Genomic DNA, 23243 nt, shown 5'->3' with positions numbered 1-23243 from the left:
AGGGAGAGCCTTTCGGGTGTGCCCGGCATGTCGTCCGCCGGGCAACCGACCGCTACTTGACGGAGTCCACGGTGTTCTCGACACCCTGGCCCGCACCCGGCTTCCGGCCGCGGAACTCGCGTACCAGCGAGATGGCCACCACCAGCGCCGCCACCAGGAGCGAGAGCACGACCTGCTCGCGCCCGGCGTCGTCGGTCAGCATGTAGACCAGCACGAACGAGATCATCGCGATCGTCGCCCAGGTCAGGTACGGGAAGAGCCACATCCGTACGATCAGCTTCTCCGGCGACTCGCGCAGGATGATGCCGCGCATCCGCAGCTGGGTGAAGCAGATGACGAGCCAGACGAACAGGGCGACCGCACCGGAGGAGTTCAGCAGGAACGCGAAGACGGTGTCGGGCCACTGGTAGTTGAAGAAGACGGCCACGAAGCCGAAGACCACGGAGGACAGGATGGCCGCCGTGGGCACACCGCGCTTGTTCACCCGGGCGAACGACTTCGGCGCGTCGCCGCGCTGTCCGAGCGAGAAGCCCATCCGCGAGGCCGTGTAGAGGCCCGAGTTGAGGCAGGACAGCACCGCGGTCAGCACGATGACGTCCATGACCTGGCCGGCGTGCGGGATGCCGATGGAGTTGAGCGCCGCGACGTACGAGCCCTCCTCGACGATCGACGGGTCGTTCCACGGCAGCAGCGTCAGGACGACGAAGATCGAACCGAGGTAGAAGATGGCGATACGCCAGATGACGCTGTTGGTGGCCTTCGAGACGGCGCGCTGCGGGTCCTCGGACTCACCAGCCGCCAGGGTCACGATCTCGCTGCCCATGAAGGAGAAGACGACCATCAGCACACCGGTGAGGATGGCCCCCGGCCCTTCGGGGAAGAACCCGCCGCTGTCGGTGAGATGGGAGATTCCCGACCCCGGGTTGTCCGAACCCGGCAGGAAGCCGAAGACGGCGAGGAAGCCGACGACGACGAAGGCGCCGATCGCGACGACCTTGATCCCGGCGAACCAGAACTCGAACTCGCCGTACGAGCCGACCGAGACCAGGTTCGTGGCCGTCAGCACCACCATCACGATGAGCGCCCAGGCCCACTGCGGTACGCCGGGGATCCAGCCTTCGAGGATCTTCGCGCCGGCGGTCGCCTCGACGGCGAGCACCACGACCCAGAAGAACCAGTACAGCCAGCCGATCGAGAAGCCGGCCCAGCGGCCCAGGGCCCGGTCGGCATAGGCGGAGAAGGAGCCGGAGCTCGGGCGGGCGACGGCCATCTCGCCCAGCATCCGCATGACGAACACGACCATCAGGCCGACCAGGGCGTACGACAGGAGGATGGCCGGGCCGGCGGCGGCGATACCGGCGCTCGAACCCACGAAGAGGCCGGCGCCGATGACACCTCCGATCGCGATCATCGAGAGATGACGGTTCTTGAGTCCGGCCTGAAGTCCGTCCGGCGAACCGGGGCTTTCCGGCGTTCCGGGCTGGTCGCCCGGCTGCACCAGAGTCGTCTGCGACGTCATGGATCGAGTCCTTACGTTTTCTGATCGCCTCGTGGGCGTTGCCGCGGTGGGGGTGTGGGGGTGATGCGGCGGCAAGTCACGCATTCAAGCCCGGGAGGTACCGGAATAGGAACCCCCTCTTCCATTTCGTTCACCGGATCGTTGCCCATGTGGTGTTGCGCACACCGTCCGGGAACGGGCCCGGGCGCCCCGACCCCGCTGACGGTTACCCCCTGATGTTCGTGCCACACTCGGAACATGCGCGTGTACCTCGGCTCCGACCATGCCGGCTACGAACTCAAGAACCACCTCGTCGAGTGGCTGACGGCCCATGGCCACGAGGCCGTCGACTGTGGTCCCCACATCTATGACGCCCAGGACGACTACCCGCCGTTCTGCCTCCGCGCCGCGGAGAAGGCGGCAGCGGACCCGGACGGCCTGGGCATCGTCATCGGCGGTTCCGGCAACGGCGAGCAGATCGCCGCGAACAAGGTCAAGGGCGTCCGCGCCGCGCTCGCCTGGAGCGAGCAGACCGCCGCCCTCGGCCGCGAGCACAACGACGCCAACGTGGTGGCCATCGGCGGCCGGATGCACTCGGTGGAGGAGTCCACCAAGTTCGTCGAGATCTTCCTCAACACCCCTTACTCGGGTGAGGAGCGTCACACCCGCCGCATCGAGATGCTCTCGGCGTACGAGACGACCGGCGAACTCCCCCCGATCCCGGCGCACCACCCGCAGCAGGGCTGAGCAAGCCCGCACCCGCCCCACCGTGCCGCCGGGCTCCGCCCCGGCGGCACGGTCATGTCACCGCTTCACCCGGACCGTTCCGCACACTCCGCACTCGTACGGGAGCCGTCGTGCCCGAGGGACACACGATTCACCGCCTCGCCGCGGACCACCGCGAGCGCTTCGCGGGCGCCCCGGTACGGGTCAGCAGCCCGCAGGGCAAGTTCTCCGGCAGCGCCGCCCTGCTCGACGGCCGCACCTTCACGGGTGTGGACGCCCACGGCAAGCACCTCTTCCTCGGCTTCGGCGACCTCGGCTGGGTCCACATCCACCTCGGCCTCTTCGGCAAGCTCGGTTTCGGTACGACACCGGCACCGCCGCCCACCGACACGGTCCGGCTGCGCCTGGTGAACACGGGCCACCACGCGGATCTGCGCGGCCCGACCACCTGCGCCCTGATCACCGAAGCCGAGAAGCGCGCGATACACGACCGCCTCGGCCCGGACCCGCTGCGGACGGACGAGGACGGCGAACGGGCCTGGCAGCGGATCTCCCGCAGCCGGGTCACGGTCGCGGCGCTCCTGATGGACCAGAAGGTCGTCGCGGGCGTCGGCAACGTCTACCGGGCCGAGGTCCTGTTCCGGCACGGCATCGACCCGTACCGCACCGGCAAGGACCTCACGCGCACCGAGTGGGACGCGATCTGGGCCGATCTCCGGATGCTGATGCGCGAAGGCGTCCGCAACAACCGCATCGACACGGTCCGCCCCGAGCACCTGCCCGAGGCCATGGGCCGTCCCCCGCGGGTCGACGACCACGGCGGCGAGGTCTACGTCTACCGGCGTACGCACCAGCCGTGCCACATCTGCGCGACGGAGATCCGCACGGCGGACCTGGCGGCCCGCAACCTCTTCTGGTGCCCCACCTGCCAGCCCCGCTGACGACCAGGGCTTCTCGTTCGGACCCTAGAACCCGTGCGGCAACCACGGCTCGACATCCCACGAGAACGCCGACGCCGCCTCACCCACCGCCCCCGCCCGAAGCTCCCGCACCCGCCCCGCCGCCGCCAGCGCGACGAGCGAGACACCCCCCAGGTACGCGGACCCCAATTCCCGTACCGAAAGCGCCAGATCCGCCTCGTCCTCGGTCCGCCGACAGCTCGCGCCGCCCTTCGAGTCGGCACGGAGCCGCCAACGCCCCGCGTTCCACGGGCAGAAGGCGTCCTCCACCTCCAGCACCACGTCCACCGGAGTCCGGTACGTACGCGCCTCCAGGGCCGCACCCACATCCACCAGGCGTACGTACAGCCCGTCCCGCAGCGTGACACCGCAGCGCCGTACGTCCGATACGAGGTGCAGCAGCGCGTCGTCCGCCGGCCGGTTGGCGCACGTGACGGTGGACGTCAGGTCGATGTCGAACAGGAACTGCCACAAGGCCGCGTACGAGGCGGGGTCCAGCGCCCCCAGATCCCGTACCGCGATCGTCCCCTTGGGCCCGGACCGGTCCCACGCGGGCCTGATGTGGAACGTCGCGTACCCGACGATCTCCCCGTCCCGCTCCGCCAGCACGCACTGCAACGGAGAGCCGCCCTGCCGGCCCTGCTCGGGATCGAGCACCGCGTTCGGTTCCCACCCCGGCCTGCGCACCGGCGTCCCCGGCCGGCCCGCGGCCAACCGCCCGTACACCGCCTCGCAGGCGTCGAGGGCCTCCACCGGGTTCGCGAACCGAATCCGGACCTCGCCGGACCCGGCAGGCATCTGGAGTCGCACCCGAGCGGTGTCGATCTCCAGACCCATCTCCCGGCTGGCCACCCCATAGCCGAAGCGCCCGTAGATCGCGGGCTCCGAAGCCGTCAGAACGGCCAGCGGCTCACCAAGGGCCCGCACATCGTCGAGCTGGCGCCGCATCATCGAGGTCAGCAGCCCACGCCTCCTGTGGGTCGCGGCCACGGTCACCATCGTCACCCCGGCGGCCGGCACGACCGCTCCGCCCGGAACGGTCAACCGGAAGCTGAACGCCCCGGCCGTACCCACGCACTCCGGGCCGTCCCAGATCCCGAGGGACCGCTCGTGCTCGGTCAGCGCGGCCCAGAGCTCACGGGCCTCCGGCGATGTCGGCACCGCCCCGAAGGCCCGCTCCAGACTCGCGAACCAGGTGTCCCATTCGGAAGGCCGCAGCACGCGAAGTTGTGTCGTCATGGGCCATCCCTACCAGGGGTACGCCGGACGGGCGACCCGATTTCGAACACATTGTCACAGGGGTCCCCCTGCACCGAAGCCGTCCGGGTGGATAGGGTCCCCGCAATGGCACGTCGCGGAGGACCCGACTCTTACGCGGCCCGGTGGCGAAGATCCGCCCACCGGGCCCGCATCGCCCTGCGCAAATCCGGTGTGGACTACTTCCGCGGCGACGGCTCCGACTGGATCGCCCTCGTCGGACTGCTGCTCACCATCCCGGCCATCACCTGCGCCACACTCCTGAACCCCGTGTGGTGCGCCCCCGCCGCGCTCGTCCTTCCCATCGTCGCGGGCGGCCTCCTGCTGCGGCCGGCCAGCCTGCTGGGCCTGTACGCGACCGCCGCCGCCGCGCTGATCGTCGAGTCCATCGCGCTCGGCCCGTACGGCGCGGAGCCGGCCCGCGTCACCCCCGGCACCGTCCTGGTCGTCGCCGCCTGCGGCTTCTTCGGCCTGGTCCTCGCGCAGTTCAGGGCCAGAGTCGGCGTCCCGTGGCGCCGCGGCGGCACGATGCTCTTCGATCTGCGCGAACGCATCCGCGTCCAGAGCGCCCTGCCGAGACTGCCGCAGGGCTGGCACCGGGAGATGGCCCTGCGCCCCGCGGGCGGCCAGTCCTTCTCCGGTGACTTCGTCGTCGCCGCCCGCACCAACGGCGGCCGGACCCTGGAGGCCGTCCTCACCGATGTCTCCGGCAAGGGAATGGACGCCGGCTCCCGCGCCCTGCTGCTGTCCGGCGCCTTCGGCGGCCTCCTCGGCTCCCTGCCCCCGCACGGCTTCCTGCCCGCGGCCAACGGCTACCTCCTGCGCCAGGACTGGGACGAGGGCTTCGCCACCTCCATCCACCTGGTCCTGGACCTGGAGTCGGGCGACTACGAGCTGCTCTCGGCGGGCCACCCGCCGGCCCTCCAGCTCCACGCAGGCAGCGGCACCTGGGAGGAGAAGGCGGCGGAGGGGCCCCTGCTCGGCGTCTACGACGGGGCGCAGTTCGACGCGGTGAAGGGCTCCCTCGCGCCCGGTGACGTGCTGATGCTCTTCACCGACGGCCTCGTCGAGACCTCGGACCGGGACATCGCCGAGGGCATCGACCGGCTGACGGGCGAGGCCGACCGCTATGTCGCCACGGGCTTCGAGGGAGCCGCCTGGCACCTGATCGAGGCATGCGCGAAGGACGTCAACGACGACCGGGCACTGCTCCTGCTGTCCCGCCGCACCTGAACCCCGCGGCAGCGGCCGGCACTCCGCACCCGTCAGCCGGGCAGGGCCTCGTACTCCTTGTCCCGCCCGCCTGGCAGCATCCGGGCCAGCACGTGCGAACGCCCGGCGGCCAGCGGTGCCAGGACCGCGAGTACGAGCACATATCCGGCGATGAACGGGGAAAGCCGTTCGTCCAGTCCCGCGCCCGCCGCCATCGTGGCGAGGATCAGCGCGAACTCGCCGCGCGCCAGCAGCGTCGTGGAGATGTTCGCCGTGGCCTGCGCCCCGAAGGAGTACACCTTGGCGGCGGTCAGCCCCGCGAACACGTTCATCGCGATGGTCACCGCGACGGCCGCCAGCACCGGCCACACCACGCTCGGCAGGTCGCCCGGGTCGATCGAGAGACCGAAGGCGAAGAAGAAGATCGCGCCGAAGGCGTCCCGCAGCGGGTGGACCAGCTTGAGGATGCGCGGTCCGGAGGTCGTGCTCCCGAGCATCAGGCCGACCATGAAGGCGCCGATCGCGTCGGCGACACCGAACCACTCCGAGACCCCCGCGACGAACACCGCGGCACCGAGGAAGGAGATGACGAGGAGCTCGTCGTCCTTGGTGTTGATCAGCCGCGAGACCACCTTGGTGCCGAACCGGGCGACCAGGGCGAGCAGCAGCAGGAATCCGAACGCCTTGCCGCCGTCCAGGACCGCCGCGCCGAGGCTGTCGGCGCCGGACAGGATCGGCTGGAGAGCGGCGAGGTAGAGGGCGAGGAAGACGTCCTCGACGACGATGATGCCGAGGATCGGCTTGGTCTCCGGATTGCCGATGCGCCCCAGGTCGACGAGGACCTTGGTGACGATGGCGGAGGACGAGATGCCGAGGACTCCGGCGAGGACCAGCGCCTCCGAGGTGCCCCAGCCCAGGGCGAAGCCGAAGCCGAGGCCGGCGCCGACGTTCAGGAGGAGATAGGCGCCGCCGGCGAGCGCCATCTTGCGCCCGCCCTCCTTGAGGTCGTCGAGGTGGAACTCGAGCCCCAGGTAGAAGAGCAGCAGCACCAGACCGAGTGCGGAGAGCATCTCCAGGTCGTGCGGGTCGGCGACGAGGACGATGCCGGGGGTGTACGGGCCGAGCAGAATCCCGGCCAGGATGAACAGGGGGATGGTCGGCAGTCCGATCCGGCCGCCGACGCGGGCGAGGACTGCGGCGGCGAGGAACGCGCCGCCCATGGCGATGAGTGTGTCTGCGTGTCCGATGAGCCTGATCCTCCGGTCGGTCAAGAGAGCGTCAAGAAATCGTCAGTAATTAGTTTACCGAACGATTGACACTGCAAGTGTTCGACCCGGTCGGACCCTGGCCGGCCCGGCGGCACATCGGTACCCGCCCCTAGGGTCGACGGTGTGACCAATCCCCAACTGACCCTGGCCGAAGTCGAGGCGATCGCCCGCGAGGCCCACGCGCACCAGACCGACAAGGCGGGACGTCCGTACGCGGAACATCTCGCGGCGGTCGCCGAAGGCGTACGGGAGAGGGGTGGGAGCGACGAACAGATCGCTGCCGCATGGCTGCACGACGCCGTCGAGGACGACGCGCTCACCCGGCAGTGGCTGGACGGGGCGGCCCTGCCGCAGCCCGTCAAGGACATGGTCCTCGCCGTCACCAAACGGGACGGCGAGGACCTCTCCTCGTACACCGGGCGGATTCTCGCGACTCCCGGCGCCCTGCTCGTCAAGGAGTCGGATCTCGCCCACAACGCCGACCCGGTCCGGCTCGCGGTACTGGAACCGGCCACGCGTACCCGTCTGGCCGCGAAGTATGCGCAGGTACGCAGGCTGTTGGGGCTCACGGAGGGCGAATCGCCCACGGAACAGCAGGTTCAAGCCAACCCGGCGCCGCACTGACCGTCAGCGGTCCGCGGCGGGGGCCGGACCGGCTCAGAGCCTCGCGGCGTCCCGCCGGAAGGCCCACGCCATGTCCGGCTCCGTCGCGAACCGCAGGACGCGCCGCACGGGCGGCGTGCAGCACAGCGTCACCGCCGCTGCCGCGACGAGCGAGACGATCACGAGCCCGCCGGGCGAACCCAGCCACTCGAACCGGTCGAACAGGCCGGCGTACCCGGCACCCTTCACCAGGAAGCCGTGCAGCAGATAGCCGCAGATGGTCCCGGCGCCCAGCACCGTGAACCACATGTGGCGGCGCGGCACCCAGGCCAGGAACGCGGCGGTCAGGACCAGCGCGCAGCCGAACATCGCCAGCGACATCACGGCCCCGGACCACCAGGGCGCGCCCAACTCCTGTGCGCTGCTGCTGCGGTAGAACCAGCCGAGCTGCATCCGCGGCGCGGCCCAGTAGGCGAACAGCAGGGCGCCGACGAGCAACGGCAGGCTCAGCAGCCGGACTTCGCGCCGCCGCACCAGCTGGAAGTGTTCGGGCTTCAGCACCAGGCCGAGCACGAAGAAGGGCAGGAACTGCAGGACCCGCTGGAGATCGAGGTCGTCGCCGATCGCCGGTGTCACGGAGGCGAGTACGGCGATCGCGAGGGCCACCGGCAGCGGGTGCCGCAGGGACTTCCATACGGGAGTGGTGACCCGCCAGACGAACAGCGCGATCAGGAACCAGGTGAGGAACATCGGGTCGAGCAGGCTGATCTCCTGCTCGGGTGCCCCACCGGCGTACCGCTTGAACAGCGAATACGCGGTCTCGAACAGCACATAGGGCACGGCGACGCCGGTGATCAGACGCTTCACCTTGCTCGGACTCATCTCGAACGAGCGGGAGAAGTAACCGGAGATGAGGATGAAGGCCGGCATGTGGAACGCGTACACGACCATGTACAGCGCACGGGCGGCACGGCTGCCGTCCATCACCGGTTCCCAGGCGTGCGCGACGGCGACGAGCACGATCGCGAGGTACTTCACGTTGTCGAAGTACGCGTCACGCTTTTTGGCCGGTGCGGCCGGGGCGGGGCCGGTCGGCGCGGCGGTGGGGGGAGTGCCGGTGGCCGTCAGGATCTGCTCGTGTCTGGGCTCCGACTCCCGGGTCGCAGGGGGGAGTGGGGCCCTCTGAAATTCGCTCGGAGCTTGGAACATCTAAGGCACCCTAGACCCGTCGATTGTCATTCGTAAAACCCTCAAGATTTATCGCGTGTTCCCGCCCATTCGGATCTGAAACCACCGATCTGTGCCCGCTATGCCCCCATTAATCCCGCTTAAATGGCGCATAGGGGAAGGCAGTTGGAGGACGTGAATTTCGTCCCAACGTTTCCTGGGAATCGGCTGTGAATGAAGTGTGGGGATATGGAAACGGTCACACTCATTTAAATTCCCTTTACGTGGCCCGCAGTCGGCTCAGGGCAGGGCCCCGCACCCCGTGCGCGGCACGGCGGAGCCCGCCGGGGCGCCCGTCCGGCGTCGCCCGCCCCGGGGTGTGCGCGGGCGCGAGTATGGCGCGATCCGGACAGGTCGATTCGTCACCTGGCAGCAACCACACGGGAGTTGGTGGCACGATGGATGCGACGGGGCGTGCTGGAACGCACGCTGCCGGGCCGGCAAGGCGGACCGACCAAGGGTGTGATCAGTCGTGGCCATTTCACTGTCTGTGGTGCTTCTGTTGGCGATCATCCTGGTGGTGCTGATCCGCGGTGGGTCCATCAAGGCCGGGCCCGCGATCGTCGCAGTGCTCTTCGGCTTCTTCCTGGCATCGACCGGCATGGCGCCGTCGATCAACAGGTTCATGAACTCGCTGGCGGACACCATCAACCAGATCAGCTTCTGAAGCTGTCCGGGCGCGGACACGCGAAAGGCCCGGTTCGGCAGTGACTGCCGAACCGGGCCCAGGCATGGAGCGGGCGACGGGAATCGAACCCGCGTAGCTAGTTTGGAAGACTAGGGCTCTACCATTGAGCTACGCCCGCATGCATCGCACCGCAGGTCCGTGGACCTCGGCACGAACAGCATCGTAGCGGGTCGGCGGCGTGCTCCGCACACCCGTTGCGGCAACGGCCGGCCGCACCTCCGGACACCCACGGTGAAGTGTCCGGTGCAAAGCGTCCGATGCACTGCCCCGCTGCATGTACCCTACGTGTCGCACCGACGGGGTGTGGCGCAGCTTGGTAGCGCGTCCGCTTTGGGAGCGGAAGGTCGTCGGTTCGAATCCGGCCACCCCGACCACCGGCAAGATCGCATTGGGGGAGTCCTCCCCCTTGCCGTTACTATGCAAATTGCGTGCCCGTGTGTCCGATGAACCGGGCCCGATCCGCGAAGCCGCCGCTGGCGGTCCAGCAGAACCCCAAGAAGTCAGCCCCCAAGGAGACCGAACCGTGAAGAGCGCCGTGGAGACCCTGAACCCGACCCGGGTTCGGCTCAGCATTGAGGTGCCCTTCGAGGAGCTCAAGGACAGCCTCGACGCGGCGTACAAGAAGATCAACCAGCAGGTCACGGTGAAGGGCTTCCGTAAGGGCAAGATCCCCAACCGGGTCATCGACCAGCGGTTCGGCCGTGGTGCTGTGCTGGAGGAGGCCGTCAACGACGCCCTCCCGAAGTTCTACACCGAGGCTGTCAACGAGGGTGAGCTCAATGTTCTGGGCCAGCCCGAGGTCGACATCACCGAGCTGAAGGACGGCGAGCTGCTGTCCTTCACTGCCGAGGTTGACGTGCGCCCCGAGATCGAGATCCCGGACTACTCCGGCATCGAGGTCACCGTGGACGCCCTCGAGGTCACCGACGAGGACGTCGAGAAGGCCGTGGAGCAGCTCCGCGAGCGCTTCGCCTCCACCAACCCGGTCGAGCGCGCCGCCGCCGAAGGCGACGTCGTCACGATCGACCTGGAGGCCAAGGTCGAGGGAGAGGTCCTTGAGGACGGCGTGGCCGCCGGTGTCTCGTACACCATCGGTTCCGGCGAGCTCCTCGAAGGCATCGACGAGGCCGTGACCGGCCTGGAGGCCGGTGGCGAGTCCACCTTCACCTCCCAGCTGAAGGGCGGCTCCGCCGAGGGCAAGGACGCGGAGGTCACCGTCAAGGTCACCGCCGTCGCCGCCCGTGAGCTCCCCGAGCTGGACGACGAGTTCGCCCAGATGGCGAGCGAGTTCGACACGCTCGACGAGCTCAAGGCGGACAGCCGCAAGCGCCTCGAGAACACCAAGCAGTACGACCAGGCCACCCAGGCCCAGGAGCGCGTCCTCGACGAGCTGCTGAAGCTGGCCGAGGTCCCGATCCCCGAGAAGCTTCTCGCGGACGAGGTCCAGACCCGCAAGCACAACCTCGAGCACCACCAGCTCGGTCAGATGGGTCTCGACCTCGAGAAGTACCTGGAGATCCAGGGCAAGACCCTCGAGGAGTTCGAGGCCGAGACCGCCGAGCAGGCGATCAAGGGCATCAAGACCCAGTTCATCCTGGACGAGCTCGTCAACAAGGAGAAGCTGAACGTCAACCAGGAGGAGCTCACCGAGCACCTCATGCGGCGCGCTGCTTCCTCCGGCATGAGCCCCGACCAGTTCGCCCAGGCCGTCGTCGAGGGTGGCCAGGTGCCGATGCTCGTCGGCGAGGTCGCCCGCGGCAAGGCGCTCGCCGTCGTCGTCGAGGCCGCCAAGGTCATCGACACCAACGGTGAGGTCGTCGACCTCGAGGACGACGAGGAAGAGGCCGTCGAGACGGTCGAGGCCGTCGTCGAGGGCGAGACCGAGGACGCCGAGGACAAGCCCCAGGGCTGAGCCTCGTACCGATCCGTTCGACGGGCTCCGGACGCTGTGCGTCCGGGGCCCGTCGTCGTATCGGCGTGCGACCGTCGGAACCCTTGTGCGGACTGCTTACCTTGCGCTCCCAGCGAACAGTTGGGGAAGCGGGATGGCGTTGTCCTACCTGCGCGTTAGGGTCCATGAAGGAAGGGTGGGGGAGTCCCCGCCCACCCGGTACGAAGACGCTGAGACGGCCGGAGCCGTCAGAGACGAGCAGGTGGATACGTGACGAATCTGATGCCCTACGCCGCCGGAGAGCCGTCCCTCGGTGGTGGCCTCGGCGACCAGGTCTACAGCCGACTGCTCGGCGAGCGCATCATCTTCCTCGGTCAGCAGGTCGACGATGACATCGCCAACAAGATCACCGCACAGCTGCTGCTCCTTGCCGCCGACCCGGACAAGGACATCTACCTCTACATCAACAGCCCCGGTGGCTCGGTGACCGCAGGCATGGCGGTCTACGACACCATGCAGTACATCCCGAACGACGTGGTCACCATCGGAATGGGCATGGCGGCCTCGATGGGCCAGTTCCTGCTGACCGGTGGTTCGACCGGCAAGCGCTTCGCGCTCCCGAACACCGACATCCTCATGCACCAGGGTTCGGCCGGCATCGGCGGTACCGCCTCGGACATCAAGATCCAGGCCGAGTACCTGCTCCGGACGAAGCGGCGGATGGCGGAGATCACCGCCCACCACTCCGGCCAGACCGTGGAGACGATCATCCGCGACGGCGACCGTGACCGTTGGTACACCGCGGAAGAGGCCAAGGAGTACGGCCTCATCGACGAGATCATCACGTTCGCGTCGGGCATCCCGGGCGGCGGCGGCACCGGCGCCTGATCCGGCTCCTCCGGACCGGCACCGCCTTCCGCACCTCTCGTACGCCGAGAACCCAGCCCACAGAACGCCACCAGGATGGTGAACACCCACATGAACAACTTCCCCGGCGCCTCCGCGAGCGGCCTCTACACCGGCCCGCAGGTGGACAACCGCTACGTCGTCCCGCGCTTCGTGGAGCGCACCTCGCAGGGTGTGCGTGAGTACGACCCGTACGCGAAGCTCTTCGAGGAGCGCGTGATCTTCCTCGGCGTCCAGATCGACGACGCCTCGGCCAACGACGTCATGGCGCAGCTCCTGTGCCTGGAGTCGATGGACCCGGACCGCGACATCTCGATCTACATCAACAGCCCCGGCGGCTCGTTCACCGCGCTCACCGCGATCTACGACACGATGCAGTTCGTGAAGCCGGACATCCAGACGGTCTGCATGGGCCAGGCGGCCTCCGCCGCCGCCGTCCTGCTGGCGGCGGGCACGCCGGGCAAGCGCATGGCGCTCCCGCACGCCCGTGTGCTGATCCACCAGCCGTCCTCGCAGACCGGCCGTGAGCAGCTCTCCGACCTGGAGATCGCGGCCAACGAGATCCTCCGGATGCGCACCCAGCTCGAAGAGATGCTGGCCAAGCACTCCACCACCCCGCTGGAGAAGATCAGCGAGGACATCGAGCGCGACAAGATCCTTACCGCGGAGGACGCCCTCGCGTACGGTCTGGTGGACCAGATCGTCTCCACCCGTAAGACCACGGCCGGCGCTTCCGTCTGAGTCGGTCTTTCCCCTTGGCACATTCCGTTTGCACGGTCTCGGCCGTGTGAACCGTGCCAAGGGGGGCCCGTACGGGGGGTCAGGCAAGGTACCGTCGGATAGAGGCACCAGGAGCCGCTGAACCAGGCGTCTCCCAGGCGAAGGGGAAGCACCTCGTGGCACGCATCGGTGATGGCGGCGACTTGCTCAAGTGCTCGTTCTGCGGAAAGAGCCAGAAGCAGGTGAAGAAGCTCATCGCGGGACCCGGTGTGTACATCTGCGATGAGTGCATCGATCTCTGCAACGAGATCATCGAGGAGGAGCTCGCGGAGACCTCCGAGGTGCGGTGGGAGGAGCTTCCCAAACCGCGCGAGATCTACGAGTTCCTCGAGGGGTACGTCGTAGGCCAGGAGCCCGCGAAGAAGGCCCTCTCGGTCGCTGTGTACAACCACTACAAGCGGGTCCAGGCCGGCGAGAACAGCAGCGGTGCGAACCGCGACGACGCGATCGAGCTCGCCAAGTCCAACATCCTGCTGCTGGGCCCCACGGGCTCGGGCAAGACGCTCCTCGCGCAGACGCTGGCCCGCATGCTCAACGTCCCGTTCGCCATCGCCGACGCGACGGCGCTGACGGAGGCCGGCTATGTCGGCGAGGACGTCGAGAACATCCTGCTGAAGCTCATCCAGGCCGCCGACTACGACGTCAAGAAGGCCGAGACGGGCATCATCTACATCGACGAGATCGACAAGGTCGCCCGCAAGAGCGAGAACCCGTCGATCACCCGCGATGTCTCGGGCGAGGGCGTCCAGCAGGCCCTGCTGAAGATCCTGGAGGGCACGACCGCCTCCGTACCGCCGCAGGGCGGCCGGAAGCACCCGCACCAGGAGTTCATCCAGATCGACACGACGAACGTCCTGTTCATCGTGGGCGGTGCCTTCTCCGGTCTGGAGAAGATCATCGAGTCGCGGGCCGGCGCCAAGGGCATCGGCTTCGGCGCGACGATCCGGTCCAAGCTGGAGATCCAGGCGAGCGACCAGTTCCAGGAGGTCATGCCGGAGGACCTGGTGAAGTTCGGGATGATCCCGGAGTTCATCGGCCGTCTGCCCGTGCTGACCTCGGTCCACAACCTGGACCGCGAGGCACTGCTCCAGATCCTGGTCGAGCCGCGCAACGCCCTGGTGAAGCAGTACCAGAAGCTGTTCGAACTCGACGGCGTGGAGCTGGAGTTCGAGCGCGAGGCGCTGGAGGCCATCGCCGACCAGGCGATCCTGCGCCAGACGGGCGCCCGTGGTCTGCGCGCCATCATGGAGGAAGTCCTCCAGTCCGTGATGTACGAGGTGCCGTCCCGCAAGGACGTCGCCCGCGTCGTCATCACACCGGACGTCGTCCGCAACAACGTCAACCCGACGCTGGTCCCGCGCGAGCCGCGCACGATCGGCAAGAACGACGGCGGCCGGCACGAGAAGTCCGCGTAGCGGCGGCAGTTCGCACACGTACACCGAAGGGGCGCCCGGCCGGTTGAACGGCTGGGCGCCCCTTCGGCGTTGTGCCGGGATCAGACCTTGGTGCGAGAGGTGTTGTAGAGCTTCGCGGCCAGGGCGGCCACGTCGTCCTGGGCCATGCCCTTGCCGGCCATGGAGAGGGCCACGTCGACGCCGACGACCACACCGACCGTGCTGTAGTCGGCCCAAACGCAGATGGGGACCTGGAACTCCTTGGGCCCGTTCGCGGCGGTGCCGTCGCCCTTCTTGTTGACCATCTTCATGTCCTGGCACTTCATCAGCGCGCCCTTGAACCCGTCCGGCGTGACGGCCCTGGGGCTCCCGACGAGCGAGACCTCCATCTCGGAGTCCTTGAAGTCCTCCCCGGCGTTGTCGAAGGAACCGTCGATGACCTTCGCCGGGTCGGTGACATCGCCCCAGATTCCGTTGAGGGTCAGCGACTTCGTCGAGAGCTCGGTGCCGGCGCTGTACGTGGCGCCCGCCTGCTGGGGGTTGTTGATCCCCAGCGCCTCCGCCTTGGTCTTGTCCTTGCCGGTCAGAGGACCGGACGGGGCCTGCCCCGACGAGTCCGTCTTGTAGTCGTCGACGGACTTCGCGGGCGTCAGCTTGTAGCCCTTGGTGGAGTCCGCGACGTCACTGTTGCTGGCGCCGCCCCCCGACGTCATGAAGTACACGCCACCGGCGATGACGGCCAGCGCCACGACGGCACCCGCCACGATCAGACCGGTCTTCTTCTTGGGCGCGGCCGGCGGCATCGGCACCTGGCCGCCGTAGGCCGGCTGGCCGCCGTACGGGGGAGTGGGCGGCTGCTGGCCGTACGGGCCCGGCTGCTGGCCCTGGGGGTAGCCGTAGCCCTGCGGGGGCTGCTGCGGCGGTACACCCTGGGGGGCCTGCTGCGGGTACCCGTAACCGGGCTGGCCCTGCGGCGGACCCTGCGGCGGCTGACCGCCGTACGGGCCCGGCTGCTGTCCGTACGGTCCGGGCTGGCCCTGCGGCGGCTGCCCACCGTACGGGCCCGGCTGGTTGTAGCTCATGCTGCTGTCCCCTCCAGAATGCTTATGCGTTCCGAACATCCTGGCGGACGTGGCCCTGACGTGGGGCATCGGGCGGCACACCGTTACTGAACTAACCCGTTTCAATGCAGGACTGTGACGGCCCTAAACTGTCCCTCGTGACCGAGAACACTCAGCAGCAGACAGCCAGCAACCCCGAACTGCCGACCCAGTACGCGCCGGCCGAGGTGGAGGGGAAGCTGTATGAGCGCTGGGTAGAACGTGGGTACTTCGAAGCCGACGAACACAGCGAAAAGCCCCCGTACAGCATCGTCATCCCCCCGCCGAACGTCACCGGAAGCCTCCACCTGGGGCACGCCTTCGAGCACACGCTGATCGACGCCCTCGTGCGCCGCAAGCGCATGCAGGGATTCGAGGCGCTCTACCAGCCGGGCATGGACCACGCCGGTATCGCCACCCAGAACGTCGTCGAGCGCGAGCTCGGCAAGGAGGGCAAGTCCCGCCACGACCTGGGCCGTGAGGCGTTCGTCGAGCGCGTCTGGCAGTGGAAGAACGAGTCCGGCGGTCAGATCTCCGGTCAGATGCGCCGCCTCGGCGAGGGCGTCGCCTGGTCCCGTGAGCGCTTCACCATGGACGAGGGCCTGTCCAAGGCCGTCCAGACCGTCTTCAAGCGGATGTACGACGACGGGCTGATCTACCGCGCCGAGCGCATTATCAACTGGTGCCCCCGCTGTCTCACGGCGATCTCCGACATCGAGGTCGAGTACCAGGAGGACGACGGCGAGCTCGTCTCCATGACGTACGGCGAGGGCGACGAGACCATCGTCGTCGCCACGACGCGCGCCGAGACGATGCTCGGTGACACCGCCGTCGCCGTCCACCCCGACGACGAGCGCTACAAGCACCTCGTCGGCAAGCAGATCAGGCTGCCGCTCACCGACCGCACGATCCCGGTCGTCGCCGACCACCACGTCGACCCGGAGTTCGGCACCGGCGCCGTCAAGGTGACGCCGGCCCACGACCCGAACGACTTCGAGATCGGCAAGCGCCACGACCTGCCGTTCCTCACGGTCATGGACGAGCGCGCGGTCATCACGGTCCCCGGCCCCTTCGAGGGCCTCGACCGCCTGGAGGCCCGCTCCGCCATCGTCGCCGCACTGCGCGCCGAGGGCCGGATCGTCGCCGAGAAGCGCCCGTACGTCCACTCCGTCGGCCACTGCTCGCGCTGCAAGACCACGATCGAGCCGCGCCTCTCCCTCCAGTGGTGGGTCAAGGTCGCCCCGCTCGCCAAGGCGGCCGGTGACGCCGTCCGCGACGGCAAGGTCAAGATCCACCCGCAGGAGATGGAGAAGCGGTACTTCGACTGGGTCGACAACCTCCACGACTGGACGATCTCGCGCCAGCTCTGGTGGGGCCACCGCATCCCCGTCTGGTACGGCCCGAACGGAGAGGTCCTCTGCGTCGGACCGGACGACGAGGTCCCCACGGGCGAGGGCTGGACGCAGGACAGCGATGTCCTGGACACCTGGTTCTCCTCGGGTCTGTGGCCGTTCTCCACGCTGGGCTGGCCCGAGCAGACCGACAGCCTCGCGAAGTTCTATCCGAACTCCGTCCTGGTCACCGGATACGACATCCTCTTCTTCTGGGTCGCCCGGATGATGATGTTCGGCCTGTACGTCAACGACGGCGTCCCGCCGTTCGGGACCATCGTCCTGCACGGCATGGTCCGCGACGAGCACGGCAAGAAGATGTCGAAGTCCTTCGGCAACGTGGTCAACCCGCTGGACTGGATGGACAAGTACGGCTCCGACGCCCTGCGCTTCACCCTGGCGCGCGGCGCCAACCCGGGCACCGACGTCCCGATCGGCGAGGAGTGGGTCCAGGGTTCCGCGAAGTTCGCCAACAAGATCTGGAACGCCACGCGCTTCGCGCTGATGAACGGCGCCACGATCGAGGGCGAACTCCCCACCGCCGACGAGATGTCGGTCACGGACCGGTGGATCCTCTCCCGGCTCAACAAGACGGTCGCCGAAGTCGACGCGTACTACGAGGACTACCAGTTCTCCAAGCTCAGCGAGGCGCTCCGGCACTTCGCCTGGGACGAGGTCTTCGACTGGTACGTCGAACTGTCCAAGACCACCTTCTTCGCGGGCGGCAAGCCCGCCGAGGTCTCGGGCCGGGTCCTCGGCGAGGTCCTCGACGTGATGCTGCGCCTGCTGCACCCGGTCGTCCCGTTCGTCACGGAGACGCTGTGGACGGCCCTCACCGGCCGTGAGTCCGTCGTCATCGCCGACTGGCCCACCGACTCCGGCTTCCGCGACGACGCGGCCGAGAAGGAGATCGAGCTCGTCCAGCAGGTCGTCACCGAGGTCCGCAGGTTCCGCTCGGACCAGGGGCTCCAGCCGGGTCAGAAGGTTCCGGCCCGGCTCACGCTGACCGGCACGGCGCTCGCCCCGCACGAGGCGGCCATCCGCCAGCTGCTGCGTCTCCAGCCGGCCGAGGACGGTTTCCAGGCCACGGCGACACTGCCGGTCGCGGGTGCCACGGTGGCGCTGGACCTCTCCGGCACGATCGATGTCGAGGCCGAGCGCAAGCGTCTGACGAAGGACCTCGTCGCCGCCCAGTCGGAGGTCGCCCAGGCCAACGGCAAGCTCGGCAACGAGGCGTTCGTGGCGAAGGCCCCCGACCACGTCGTCGACAAGATCCGTGGACGTCTGACCAAGGCCGAGTCCGACATCGCGCGGATCCAGGGCCAGCTGGACAGCCTGCCCGCCGCCTGACCGGTGCCCGCACGGAAGGCCCCGGACCTCCCATGGTCCGGGGCCTTCCGCGTGGGGCGGGGCCCGGCGCGACGCCGTCGGCGGGCACCGGGGGAGGGCGGGTAGCAGGCTGTGTCGGTGGTCCTCCGTAGACTGGTCCCGTGACCGAGCAGCCCGACCCCAGCGACAACAGCTTCGACGAGATCGTCGACGCCGAGACCCAGCGCGATCCGGACCTGGCGGTGATCGAGGCCGGGAGCCGCACCCTGCGCACCCATTCGGGTCCGCCGCAGGCGGGCGAGGTTCCCGCCCGCCCCGCCGACCCGGAGATCGACAAAGCACTGCGCGCCGTGGAGCAGGAGCTCGCCGGCCGCTGGGGCGAGACCAAGCTCGAACCCTCCGTGACGCGTATCGCGGCACTGATGGACGTGCTCGGTGAGCCGCAGCGCGCGTATCCCTCCATCCACATCACCGGGACGAACGGCAAGACCAGCACGGCCCGCATGATCGAGGCCCTGCTGAACGCCTTCGAGCTGCGCACCGGCCGCTACACCTCGCCGCACGTCCAGTCGATCACCGAGCGGATCAGCCTGGACGGCGCCCCGATCGAGGCCGAGCGCTTCATCGAGACGTACGAGGACATCAAGCCGTACGTCGAGATGGTCGACGCCCAGCAGGACTTCCGGCTGTCGTTCTTCGAGGTGCTGACGGGCATGGCGTACGCGGCCTTCGCCGACGCGCCCGTCGACGTGGCGGTCGTCGAGGTCGGCATGGGCGGCACCTGGGACGCGACGAACGTCATCGACGCCACGGTCGCGGTCGTCACCCCCATCTCGCTGGACCACACGGACCGGCTCGGCGAGACGCCCGCGGAGATCGCGGGGGAGAAGGCCGGCGTCATCAAGCAGGGCGCGACGGTCATCCTGGCGCAGCAGCCCGTCGACGCCGCCCAGGTGATGCTGAAGAAGGCCGTCGAGGTCGACGCCACCGTCGCCCGCGAGGGCATGGAGTTCGGCATCGTCTCCCGGGAGATCGCGGTCGGCGGCCAGTTCCTGACCCTGCGCGGCCTCGGCGGTGAGTACGACGGGATCTTCCTCCCGCTGTACGGCGCCCACCAGGCGCACAACGCGGCGGTCGCGCTCTCCGCGGTCGAGGCGTTCTTCGGTATCGGCGCGGAGCAGAGCGGCTCGCTGGACATCGAGGCGGTCCGCAAGGCGTTCGCCTCGGTCGTCTCGCCGGGCCGGCTCGAAGTCGTACGTAGCAGCCCCACCGTCGTCCTGGACGCGGCCCACAACCCGGCGGGCGCGCGAGCCACCGCGGACGGGCTGTCGGAGGCGTTCAGCTTCTCGCGGCTCATCGGAGTGGTCGGCACGAGCGACGACAAGGACGTCCGGGGGCTTCTCGAAGCCTTCGAGCCGATCTTCGCCGAGGTCGTCATCACGCAGAACTCCAGCGGTCGGGCGATGGACGCGGACGCGCTGGCCGCGGTCGCCGTCGAGGTCTTCGGCAACGACCGGGTCCAGGTCGAGCCGCGCCTCGACGACGCGCTGGAGGCGGCGATCACCCTGGCGGAGGAAGAGGACGAGTTTGCCGGGGCGGGAGTGCTCGTGACCGGCTCCGTGATCACGGTCGGCGAGGCCCGGCTGCTTCTGGGAAGGGGCTGACCTGTGCGTACGCTCTGCGCGTCGACGCTGCTCGGCGAGTTCTTCGTCATCGGCTTCGCCGGCCTGGTGGCCATGAAGTCGGACGGTCTGTCGACGGCCACGGTGTGGACGGTCTGCGGCATCGGCATGCTGCTGTCCGTCCTCCTCTGCGGCCTCATCACCCGCCCCGGCGGCGTACAGCTCGGCTGGGCCTTCCAGGTGGCGCTGGTGCTGAGCGGTTTCGTCGTCCCGATGATGTTCGTCCTCGGCCTGGCGTTCGGCGGTCTCTGGTGGGCGTCGGTGCACTACGGGCGCAAGATCGACGAGGCCAAGGCCAGATGGGCGGCGCAGGAAGCCGCGCACACGCCTGCCACCGGCTGACGGCCACCGTGCCGCCGGCCCGAGCGCCCGCGCAAACCCGGCCGTCGGCCCGTTTCCGGGCCCCTGTAACCTCGCTTCACCGCACCCGTATGCCTGCAAGGAGCCGTACATGACTCAGCGCACCCTCGTCCTTCTCAAGCCCGACGCCGTCAGGCGTGGGCTGATCGGCGAGATCGTCGGCCGCATCGAGCGCAAGGCCGGCTGGCAGATCACCGCGCTGGAGCTGCGCACGCTCGACCAGGAGACGCTGGAGCAGCACTACGGCGAGCACAAGGGCCGTCCGTTCTACGAGCCGCTCGTCGAGTTCATGGCCTCCGGCCCCGTCGTCGCTCTGGTGGCCGAGGGCGAGCGGGTCATCGAGGGCGTCCGCGCCCTCGCCGGACCGACCGACCCGATCGCCGCCGCGCCCGGCTCGATCCGTGGCGATTTCGGATCGATCACCCGCGAGAACCTCATCCACGCCTCGGACTCCGAGGAGTCCGCAGAGCGAGAACTGAAGCTGTTCTTTCCCGGACTTTCCTGACCTCGGATCAGCCAAACAGCGCTCATGACCTGGGGCGACCGAAGTAATTCGGTCGCCCTTCGGCATAGGGTCTGCGATCGCGGGAACGCATCCTTCCGACGTATCGTCACCATGAGTGGACCGGGCACCCGTTCCACCCGCATTGGCGAAGTACCGTCGCGCTGTGTCCGTGCTTACGGCACTACGATGGAAGCTTCCACGCCCACAGCGCCAACCTCGCCTACCAAAAACAAGCCAATCGCTTCAATTGGGAAGGCCCGACGCATCCTCATGGGGAACAAGGGGAACTCAATGTCGTTCATCGGCCGTGACATGGCTATCGACCTCGGGACTGCCAACACGCTGGTGTACGTCAGGGGGCGCGGCATCGTTCTGAACGAGCCGTCCGTCGTGGCCATCAACACCAACACGGGTGGCATTCTCGCGGTCGGTTCCGAGGCCAAGAAGATGATCGGCCGCACACCGGGCAACATCGTTGCCGTGCGGCCCCTGAAGGACGGCGTGATCGCCGACTTCGAGATCACGGAGCGCATGCTCCGTTACTTCATCCTCAAGATCCACAAGCGCCGCTATCTGGCCCGCCCGCGCGTCGTCGTCTGTGTGCCCTCCGGCATCACAGGGGTCGAGCGACGCGCCGTCATCGAGGCATCGACGCAGGCCGGCGCGCGTCAGGTGCACATCATCGAGGAGCCCATGGCGGCGGCCATCGGCTCCGGACTGCCGGTCCACGAGGCCACCGGGAACATGGTCGTCGACATCGGTGGCGGCACCACCGAGGTCGCGGTGATCTCGCTCGGCGGAATCGTCACTGCCCAGTCGATCCGGGTCGCCGGTGACGAACTGGACAACGCGATCATCCAGCACATCAAGAAGGAGTACTCGCTCCTCCTCGGTGAGCGGACCGCCGAACAGATCAAGATCACGATCGGTTCCGCGTACGACATGGACAAGGACGAGCACACCGAGATCCGGGGCCGCGACCTCGTCTCCGGGCTCCCCAAGACCGTCGTCATCTCGGCCGCCGAGGTCCGCAAGGCCATCGAGGAGCCGGTCAACGCCATCGTCGACGCGGTGAAGACGACCCTGGACAAGTGCCCGCCGGAGCTCTCCGGCGATGTCATGGACCGCGGCATCGTCCTCACCGGCGGCGGCGCGCTGCTCCGCGGTCTCGACGAGCGGCTCCGCCGGGAGACCGGCATGCCGATCCACATCGCCGAGGACCCGCTGGACTCCGTGGCGCTCGGTTCCGGCAAGTGCGTCGAGGAGTTCGAGGCACTCCAGCAGGTGCTGGACGCCCAGCCGCGCAGGTAGACAACACGACGATCCCGCCGTACGGGTGCTGCGGCCCCGTACGGCGGATCGTTGATATACAGGCACGAACATTCCGACGAGGAAGGCACGGCCGCCGCACGTGAGGGACACACGAGAGAGCCGGCTGCTCCTGGTGCTGCTGATCGCCACCGCGTTCGCTTTGATCACGGTGGACATCCGCGGCGGCGAGGAGTCACCGGTGGACGGCGCCCGGCAGGCCGCCGCAACGGTCTTCGGACCGGTCGAGAACGGCGTCGCGGCAGCCGTGGACCCGGTGGGCAACGCCATAGGAGCCGTACGGGACTCCGGAGACCGGCACGACCGGATCGCAGCTCTCGAACACGAGAACGCGGCGCTGAAGGCGAAGCTCGGCAGCGACGACCGCAACCGCAGCCGGGTCCGTCAGCTCGACGCCATGATGAAGAACGCGGGCGCCGGCCAGTACGGCATCAAGGCCGCCGAGGTCATCGCCATAGGAGCGGCCCAGGGCTTCTCCTGGACGATCACCATCGACGCGGGCGCCAACGACGGTCTCAAGCGCGACATGACCGTCCTCAACGGCGAGGGACTGGTCGGCCGCGTCACCACCGTCGGACCGGACACCGCGACCGTCCTCCTGGCCAACGACCCCGACTTCACCGTCGGCACCCGGATGGAGAAGACCGACGAGCTCGGCTTCGCCACCGGCCAGGGATCCCGGCCGCTCTCCGTCCAGTTCCTCAACGGCAAGGCCAAGGTGAAGAACGGCGACCGCCTCGTCACCTTCGGCTCCAGCCGCGACAAGCCGTTCGTGCCCGGAGTCCCCGTCGGCGAAGTGGTCCGCGTGGACCCGTCCGGCGGCGCCCTGACCCGGACGGTCTACGTGAAGCCGTACGTCGGCTTCACCAAGCTCGACATCGTCGGCATCGTCGTCCAGGCACCGCGCGAGGACCCCCGCGACATGGTCCTGCCGAAGAAGCCCGAGAAGCCCAAGCCCACGCCGACGGTCACGGTGACCCTCCAGCCGAACGGCGACCTCGTCGACGGCGCCGGAAAGGTCGTCGGAAACGTCAACGAGAGCGGGAAGCCGGTGGAGAACGGCGCCGTCGAGCCACCGGGCAACACGGATCCCGCCGACAACGCCGACAACGCGGCAACCGACCAGGAGTAGAGCTGA

At 68.5% G+C, this 23243-nt stretch carries 20 protein-coding genes and 2 tRNA genes; 16 read left to right on the top strand and 6 right to left on the bottom strand.

Annotated features, from left to right (window positions below; all coding sequences use genetic code 11):
• Positions 1-52: 52 nt before the first annotated feature.
• Positions 53-1519, bottom strand: coding sequence for an amino acid permease (locus OG230_RS11985; protein WP_328910161.1), 1467 nt, complete (start codon positions 1517-1519; stop codon positions 53-55).
• A 237-nt stretch (positions 1520-1756) separates the two neighbouring features.
• Between OG230_RS11985 and OG230_RS11980 the strand changes: the two genes are divergently transcribed.
• Complete coding sequence (locus tag OG230_RS11980) at positions 1757-2245, top strand: ribose-5-phosphate isomerase (protein ID WP_328910160.1); 489 nt, start codon at positions 1757-1759, stop codon at positions 2243-2245.
• 110 nt (positions 2246-2355) lie between these two features.
• Positions 2356-3165, top strand: a complete 810-nt coding sequence (locus tag OG230_RS11975) for an Fpg/Nei family DNA glycosylase (RefSeq protein WP_328910159.1) — start codon at positions 2356-2358, stop codon at positions 3163-3165.
• Positions 3166-3189: 24 nt separating this feature from the next.
• Here OG230_RS11975 and OG230_RS11970 read toward each other — a convergent pair whose 3' ends face one another.
• Positions 3190-4422, bottom strand: a complete 1233-nt coding sequence (locus tag OG230_RS11970) for a GNAT family N-acetyltransferase (RefSeq protein ID WP_328910158.1) — start codon at positions 4420-4422, stop codon at positions 3190-3192.
• A 105-nt stretch (positions 4423-4527) separates the two neighbouring features.
• Between OG230_RS11970 and OG230_RS11965 the strand changes: the two genes are divergently transcribed.
• Positions 4528-5673: a PP2C family protein-serine/threonine phosphatase gene (locus OG230_RS11965; RefSeq protein ID WP_328910157.1), complete on the top strand. Its 1146-nt coding sequence runs from the start codon at positions 4528-4530 to the stop codon at positions 5671-5673.
• 32 nt (positions 5674-5705) lie between these two features.
• On the opposite strand, the gene OG230_RS11960 is transcribed toward OG230_RS11965, so the two are convergent.
• Positions 5706-6872 (bottom strand): cation:proton antiporter, encoded by a 1167-nt coding sequence (locus OG230_RS11960; RefSeq protein ID WP_328910156.1) that lies wholly within the window; start codon positions 6870-6872, stop codon positions 5706-5708.
• A gap of 171 nt (positions 6873-7043) precedes the next feature.
• Between OG230_RS11960 and OG230_RS11955 the strand changes: the two genes are divergently transcribed.
• Complete coding sequence (locus OG230_RS11955) at positions 7044-7544, top strand: HD domain-containing protein (protein WP_328910155.1); 501 nt, start codon at positions 7044-7046, stop codon at positions 7542-7544.
• A 33-nt stretch (positions 7545-7577) separates the two neighbouring features.
• Here OG230_RS11955 and OG230_RS11950 read toward each other — a convergent pair whose 3' ends face one another.
• Positions 7578-8732 carry an acyltransferase family protein gene (locus OG230_RS11950; protein WP_328910154.1) on the bottom strand — a complete coding sequence of 385 codons (1155 nt, stop codon included), beginning with the start codon at positions 8730-8732 and terminating at the stop codon, positions 7578-7580.
• A 490-nt stretch (positions 8733-9222) separates the two neighbouring features.
• On the opposite strand from OG230_RS11950, the gene OG230_RS11945 reads away from it, so the two are divergent.
• A complete protein-coding gene (locus tag OG230_RS11945) occupies positions 9223-9417 on the top strand; it encodes a hypothetical protein (RefSeq protein WP_173313276.1) in 195 nt (64 codons plus the stop codon).
• Positions 9418-9482: 65 nt separating this feature from the next.
• Here the strand turns inward: OG230_RS11945 and OG230_RS11940 are convergent.
• Positions 9483-9556: transfer RNA gene (locus OG230_RS11940), tRNA-Gly, on the bottom strand.
• Between the two features lie 179 nt (positions 9557-9735).
• On the opposite strand from OG230_RS11940, the gene OG230_RS11935 reads away from it, so the two are divergent.
• The 5 genes from OG230_RS11935 (at position 9736) to clpX (ending at position 14430) form a co-directional block, all read left to right on the top strand.
• Positions 9736-9812 (top strand) — tRNA-Pro (locus OG230_RS11935).
• A 149-nt stretch (positions 9813-9961) separates the two neighbouring features.
• Positions 9962-11350, top strand: coding sequence for a trigger factor (gene tig / locus OG230_RS11930; protein WP_328910153.1), 1389 nt, complete (start codon positions 9962-9964; stop codon positions 11348-11350).
• 261 nt (positions 11351-11611) lie between these two features.
• Positions 11612-12217 (top strand): ATP-dependent Clp protease proteolytic subunit, encoded by a 606-nt coding sequence (locus OG230_RS11925; protein ID WP_328911377.1) that lies wholly within the window; start codon positions 11612-11614, stop codon positions 12215-12217.
• Positions 12218-12292: 75 nt separating this feature from the next.
• Complete coding sequence (locus OG230_RS11920; RefSeq protein ID WP_328910152.1) at positions 12293-12976, top strand: ATP-dependent Clp protease proteolytic subunit; 684 nt, start codon at positions 12293-12295, stop codon at positions 12974-12976.
• Positions 12977-13131: 155 nt separating this feature from the next.
• Positions 13132-14430: an ATP-dependent Clp protease ATP-binding subunit ClpX gene (gene clpX / locus OG230_RS11915; protein WP_328910151.1), complete on the top strand. Its 1299-nt coding sequence runs from the start codon at positions 13132-13134 to the stop codon at positions 14428-14430.
• Between the two features lie 80 nt (positions 14431-14510).
• On the opposite strand, the gene OG230_RS11910 is transcribed toward clpX, so the two are convergent.
• The gene (locus OG230_RS11910; protein ID WP_328910150.1) at positions 14511-15491 is read right to left on the bottom strand and encodes a hypothetical protein; all 981 of its coding nucleotides are present in this window, start codon (positions 15489-15491) and stop codon (positions 14511-14513) included.
• A gap of 137 nt (positions 15492-15628) precedes the next feature.
• Between OG230_RS11910 and OG230_RS11905 the strand changes: the two genes are divergently transcribed.
• The 6 genes from OG230_RS11905 (at position 15629) to mreC (ending at position 23237) form a co-directional block, all read left to right on the top strand.
• A complete protein-coding gene (locus OG230_RS11905; RefSeq protein ID WP_328910149.1) occupies positions 15629-18250 on the top strand; it encodes a valine--tRNA ligase in 2622 nt (873 codons plus the stop codon).
• Positions 18251-18390: 140 nt separating this feature from the next.
• Positions 18391-19893 carry a bifunctional tetrahydrofolate synthase/dihydrofolate synthase gene (gene folC / locus OG230_RS11900; protein ID WP_328910148.1) on the top strand — a complete coding sequence of 501 codons (1503 nt, stop codon included), beginning with the start codon at positions 18391-18393 and terminating at the stop codon, positions 19891-19893.
• 3 nt (positions 19894-19896) lie between these two features.
• Positions 19897-20253: a DUF4233 domain-containing protein gene (locus OG230_RS11895; protein WP_328910147.1), complete on the top strand. Its 357-nt coding sequence runs from the start codon at positions 19897-19899 to the stop codon at positions 20251-20253.
• A 109-nt stretch (positions 20254-20362) separates the two neighbouring features.
• Complete coding sequence (ndk, locus tag OG230_RS11890; protein ID WP_328910146.1) at positions 20363-20776, top strand: nucleoside-diphosphate kinase; 414 nt, start codon at positions 20363-20365, stop codon at positions 20774-20776.
• A 291-nt stretch (positions 20777-21067) separates the two neighbouring features.
• Positions 21068-22087, top strand: a complete 1020-nt coding sequence (locus OG230_RS11885; RefSeq protein ID WP_124268240.1) for a rod shape-determining protein — start codon at positions 21068-21070, stop codon at positions 22085-22087.
• Positions 22088-22187: 100 nt separating this feature from the next.
• Positions 22188-23237, top strand: coding sequence for a rod shape-determining protein MreC (gene mreC, locus OG230_RS11880; protein ID WP_328910145.1), 1050 nt, complete (start codon positions 22188-22190; stop codon positions 23235-23237).
• The last annotated feature ends 6 nt before the right edge of the window (positions 23238-23243 follow it).

The sequence above is a fragment of the Streptomyces sp. NBC_00234 genome (assembly GCF_036195325.1).
Lineage (GTDB): Bacteria > Actinomycetota > Actinomycetes > Streptomycetales > Streptomycetaceae > Streptomyces.
This window is presented reverse-complemented; position numbering and strand designations above follow the sequence as displayed.

Bases quoted from the DNA above. Each gene is read 5' to 3' on its own strand.
- OG230_RS11985 (WP_328910161.1), bottom strand. From the start codon at position 1,519: ATGACGTCGCAGACGACTCTGGTGCAGCCGGGCGACCAGCCCGGAACG.
- OG230_RS11980 (WP_328910160.1), top strand. From the start codon at position 1,757: ATGCGCGTGTACCTCGGCTCCGACCATGCCGGCTACGAACTCAAGAAC.
- OG230_RS11970 (WP_328910158.1), bottom strand. From the start codon at position 4,422: ATGACGACACAACTTCGCGTGCTGCGGCCTTCCGAATGGGACACCTGG.
- OG230_RS11965 (WP_328910157.1), top strand. From the start codon at position 4,528: ATGGCACGTCGCGGAGGACCCGACTCTTACGCGGCCCGGTGGCGAAGA.
- OG230_RS11960 (WP_328910156.1), bottom strand. From the start codon at position 6,872: ATGGGCGGCGCGTTCCTCGCCGCCGCAGTCCTCGCCCGCGTCGGCGGC.
- OG230_RS11950 (WP_328910154.1), bottom strand. From the start codon at position 8,732: ATGTTCCAAGCTCCGAGCGAATTTCAGAGGGCCCCACTCCCCCCTGCG.
- OG230_RS11925 (WP_328911377.1), top strand. From the start codon at position 11,612: ATGCCCTACGCCGCCGGAGAGCCGTCCCTCGGTGGTGGCCTCGGCGAC.
- OG230_RS11920 (WP_328910152.1), top strand. From the start codon at position 12,293: ATGGTGAACACCCACATGAACAACTTCCCCGGCGCCTCCGCGAGCGGC.
- OG230_RS11910 (WP_328910150.1), bottom strand. From the start codon at position 15,491: ATGAGCTACAACCAGCCGGGCCCGTACGGTGGGCAGCCGCCGCAGGGC.
- ndk (WP_328910146.1), top strand. From the start codon at position 20,363: ATGACTCAGCGCACCCTCGTCCTTCTCAAGCCCGACGCCGTCAGGCGT.
- OG230_RS11885 (WP_124268240.1), top strand. From the start codon at position 21,068: ATGTCGTTCATCGGCCGTGACATGGCTATCGACCTCGGGACTGCCAAC.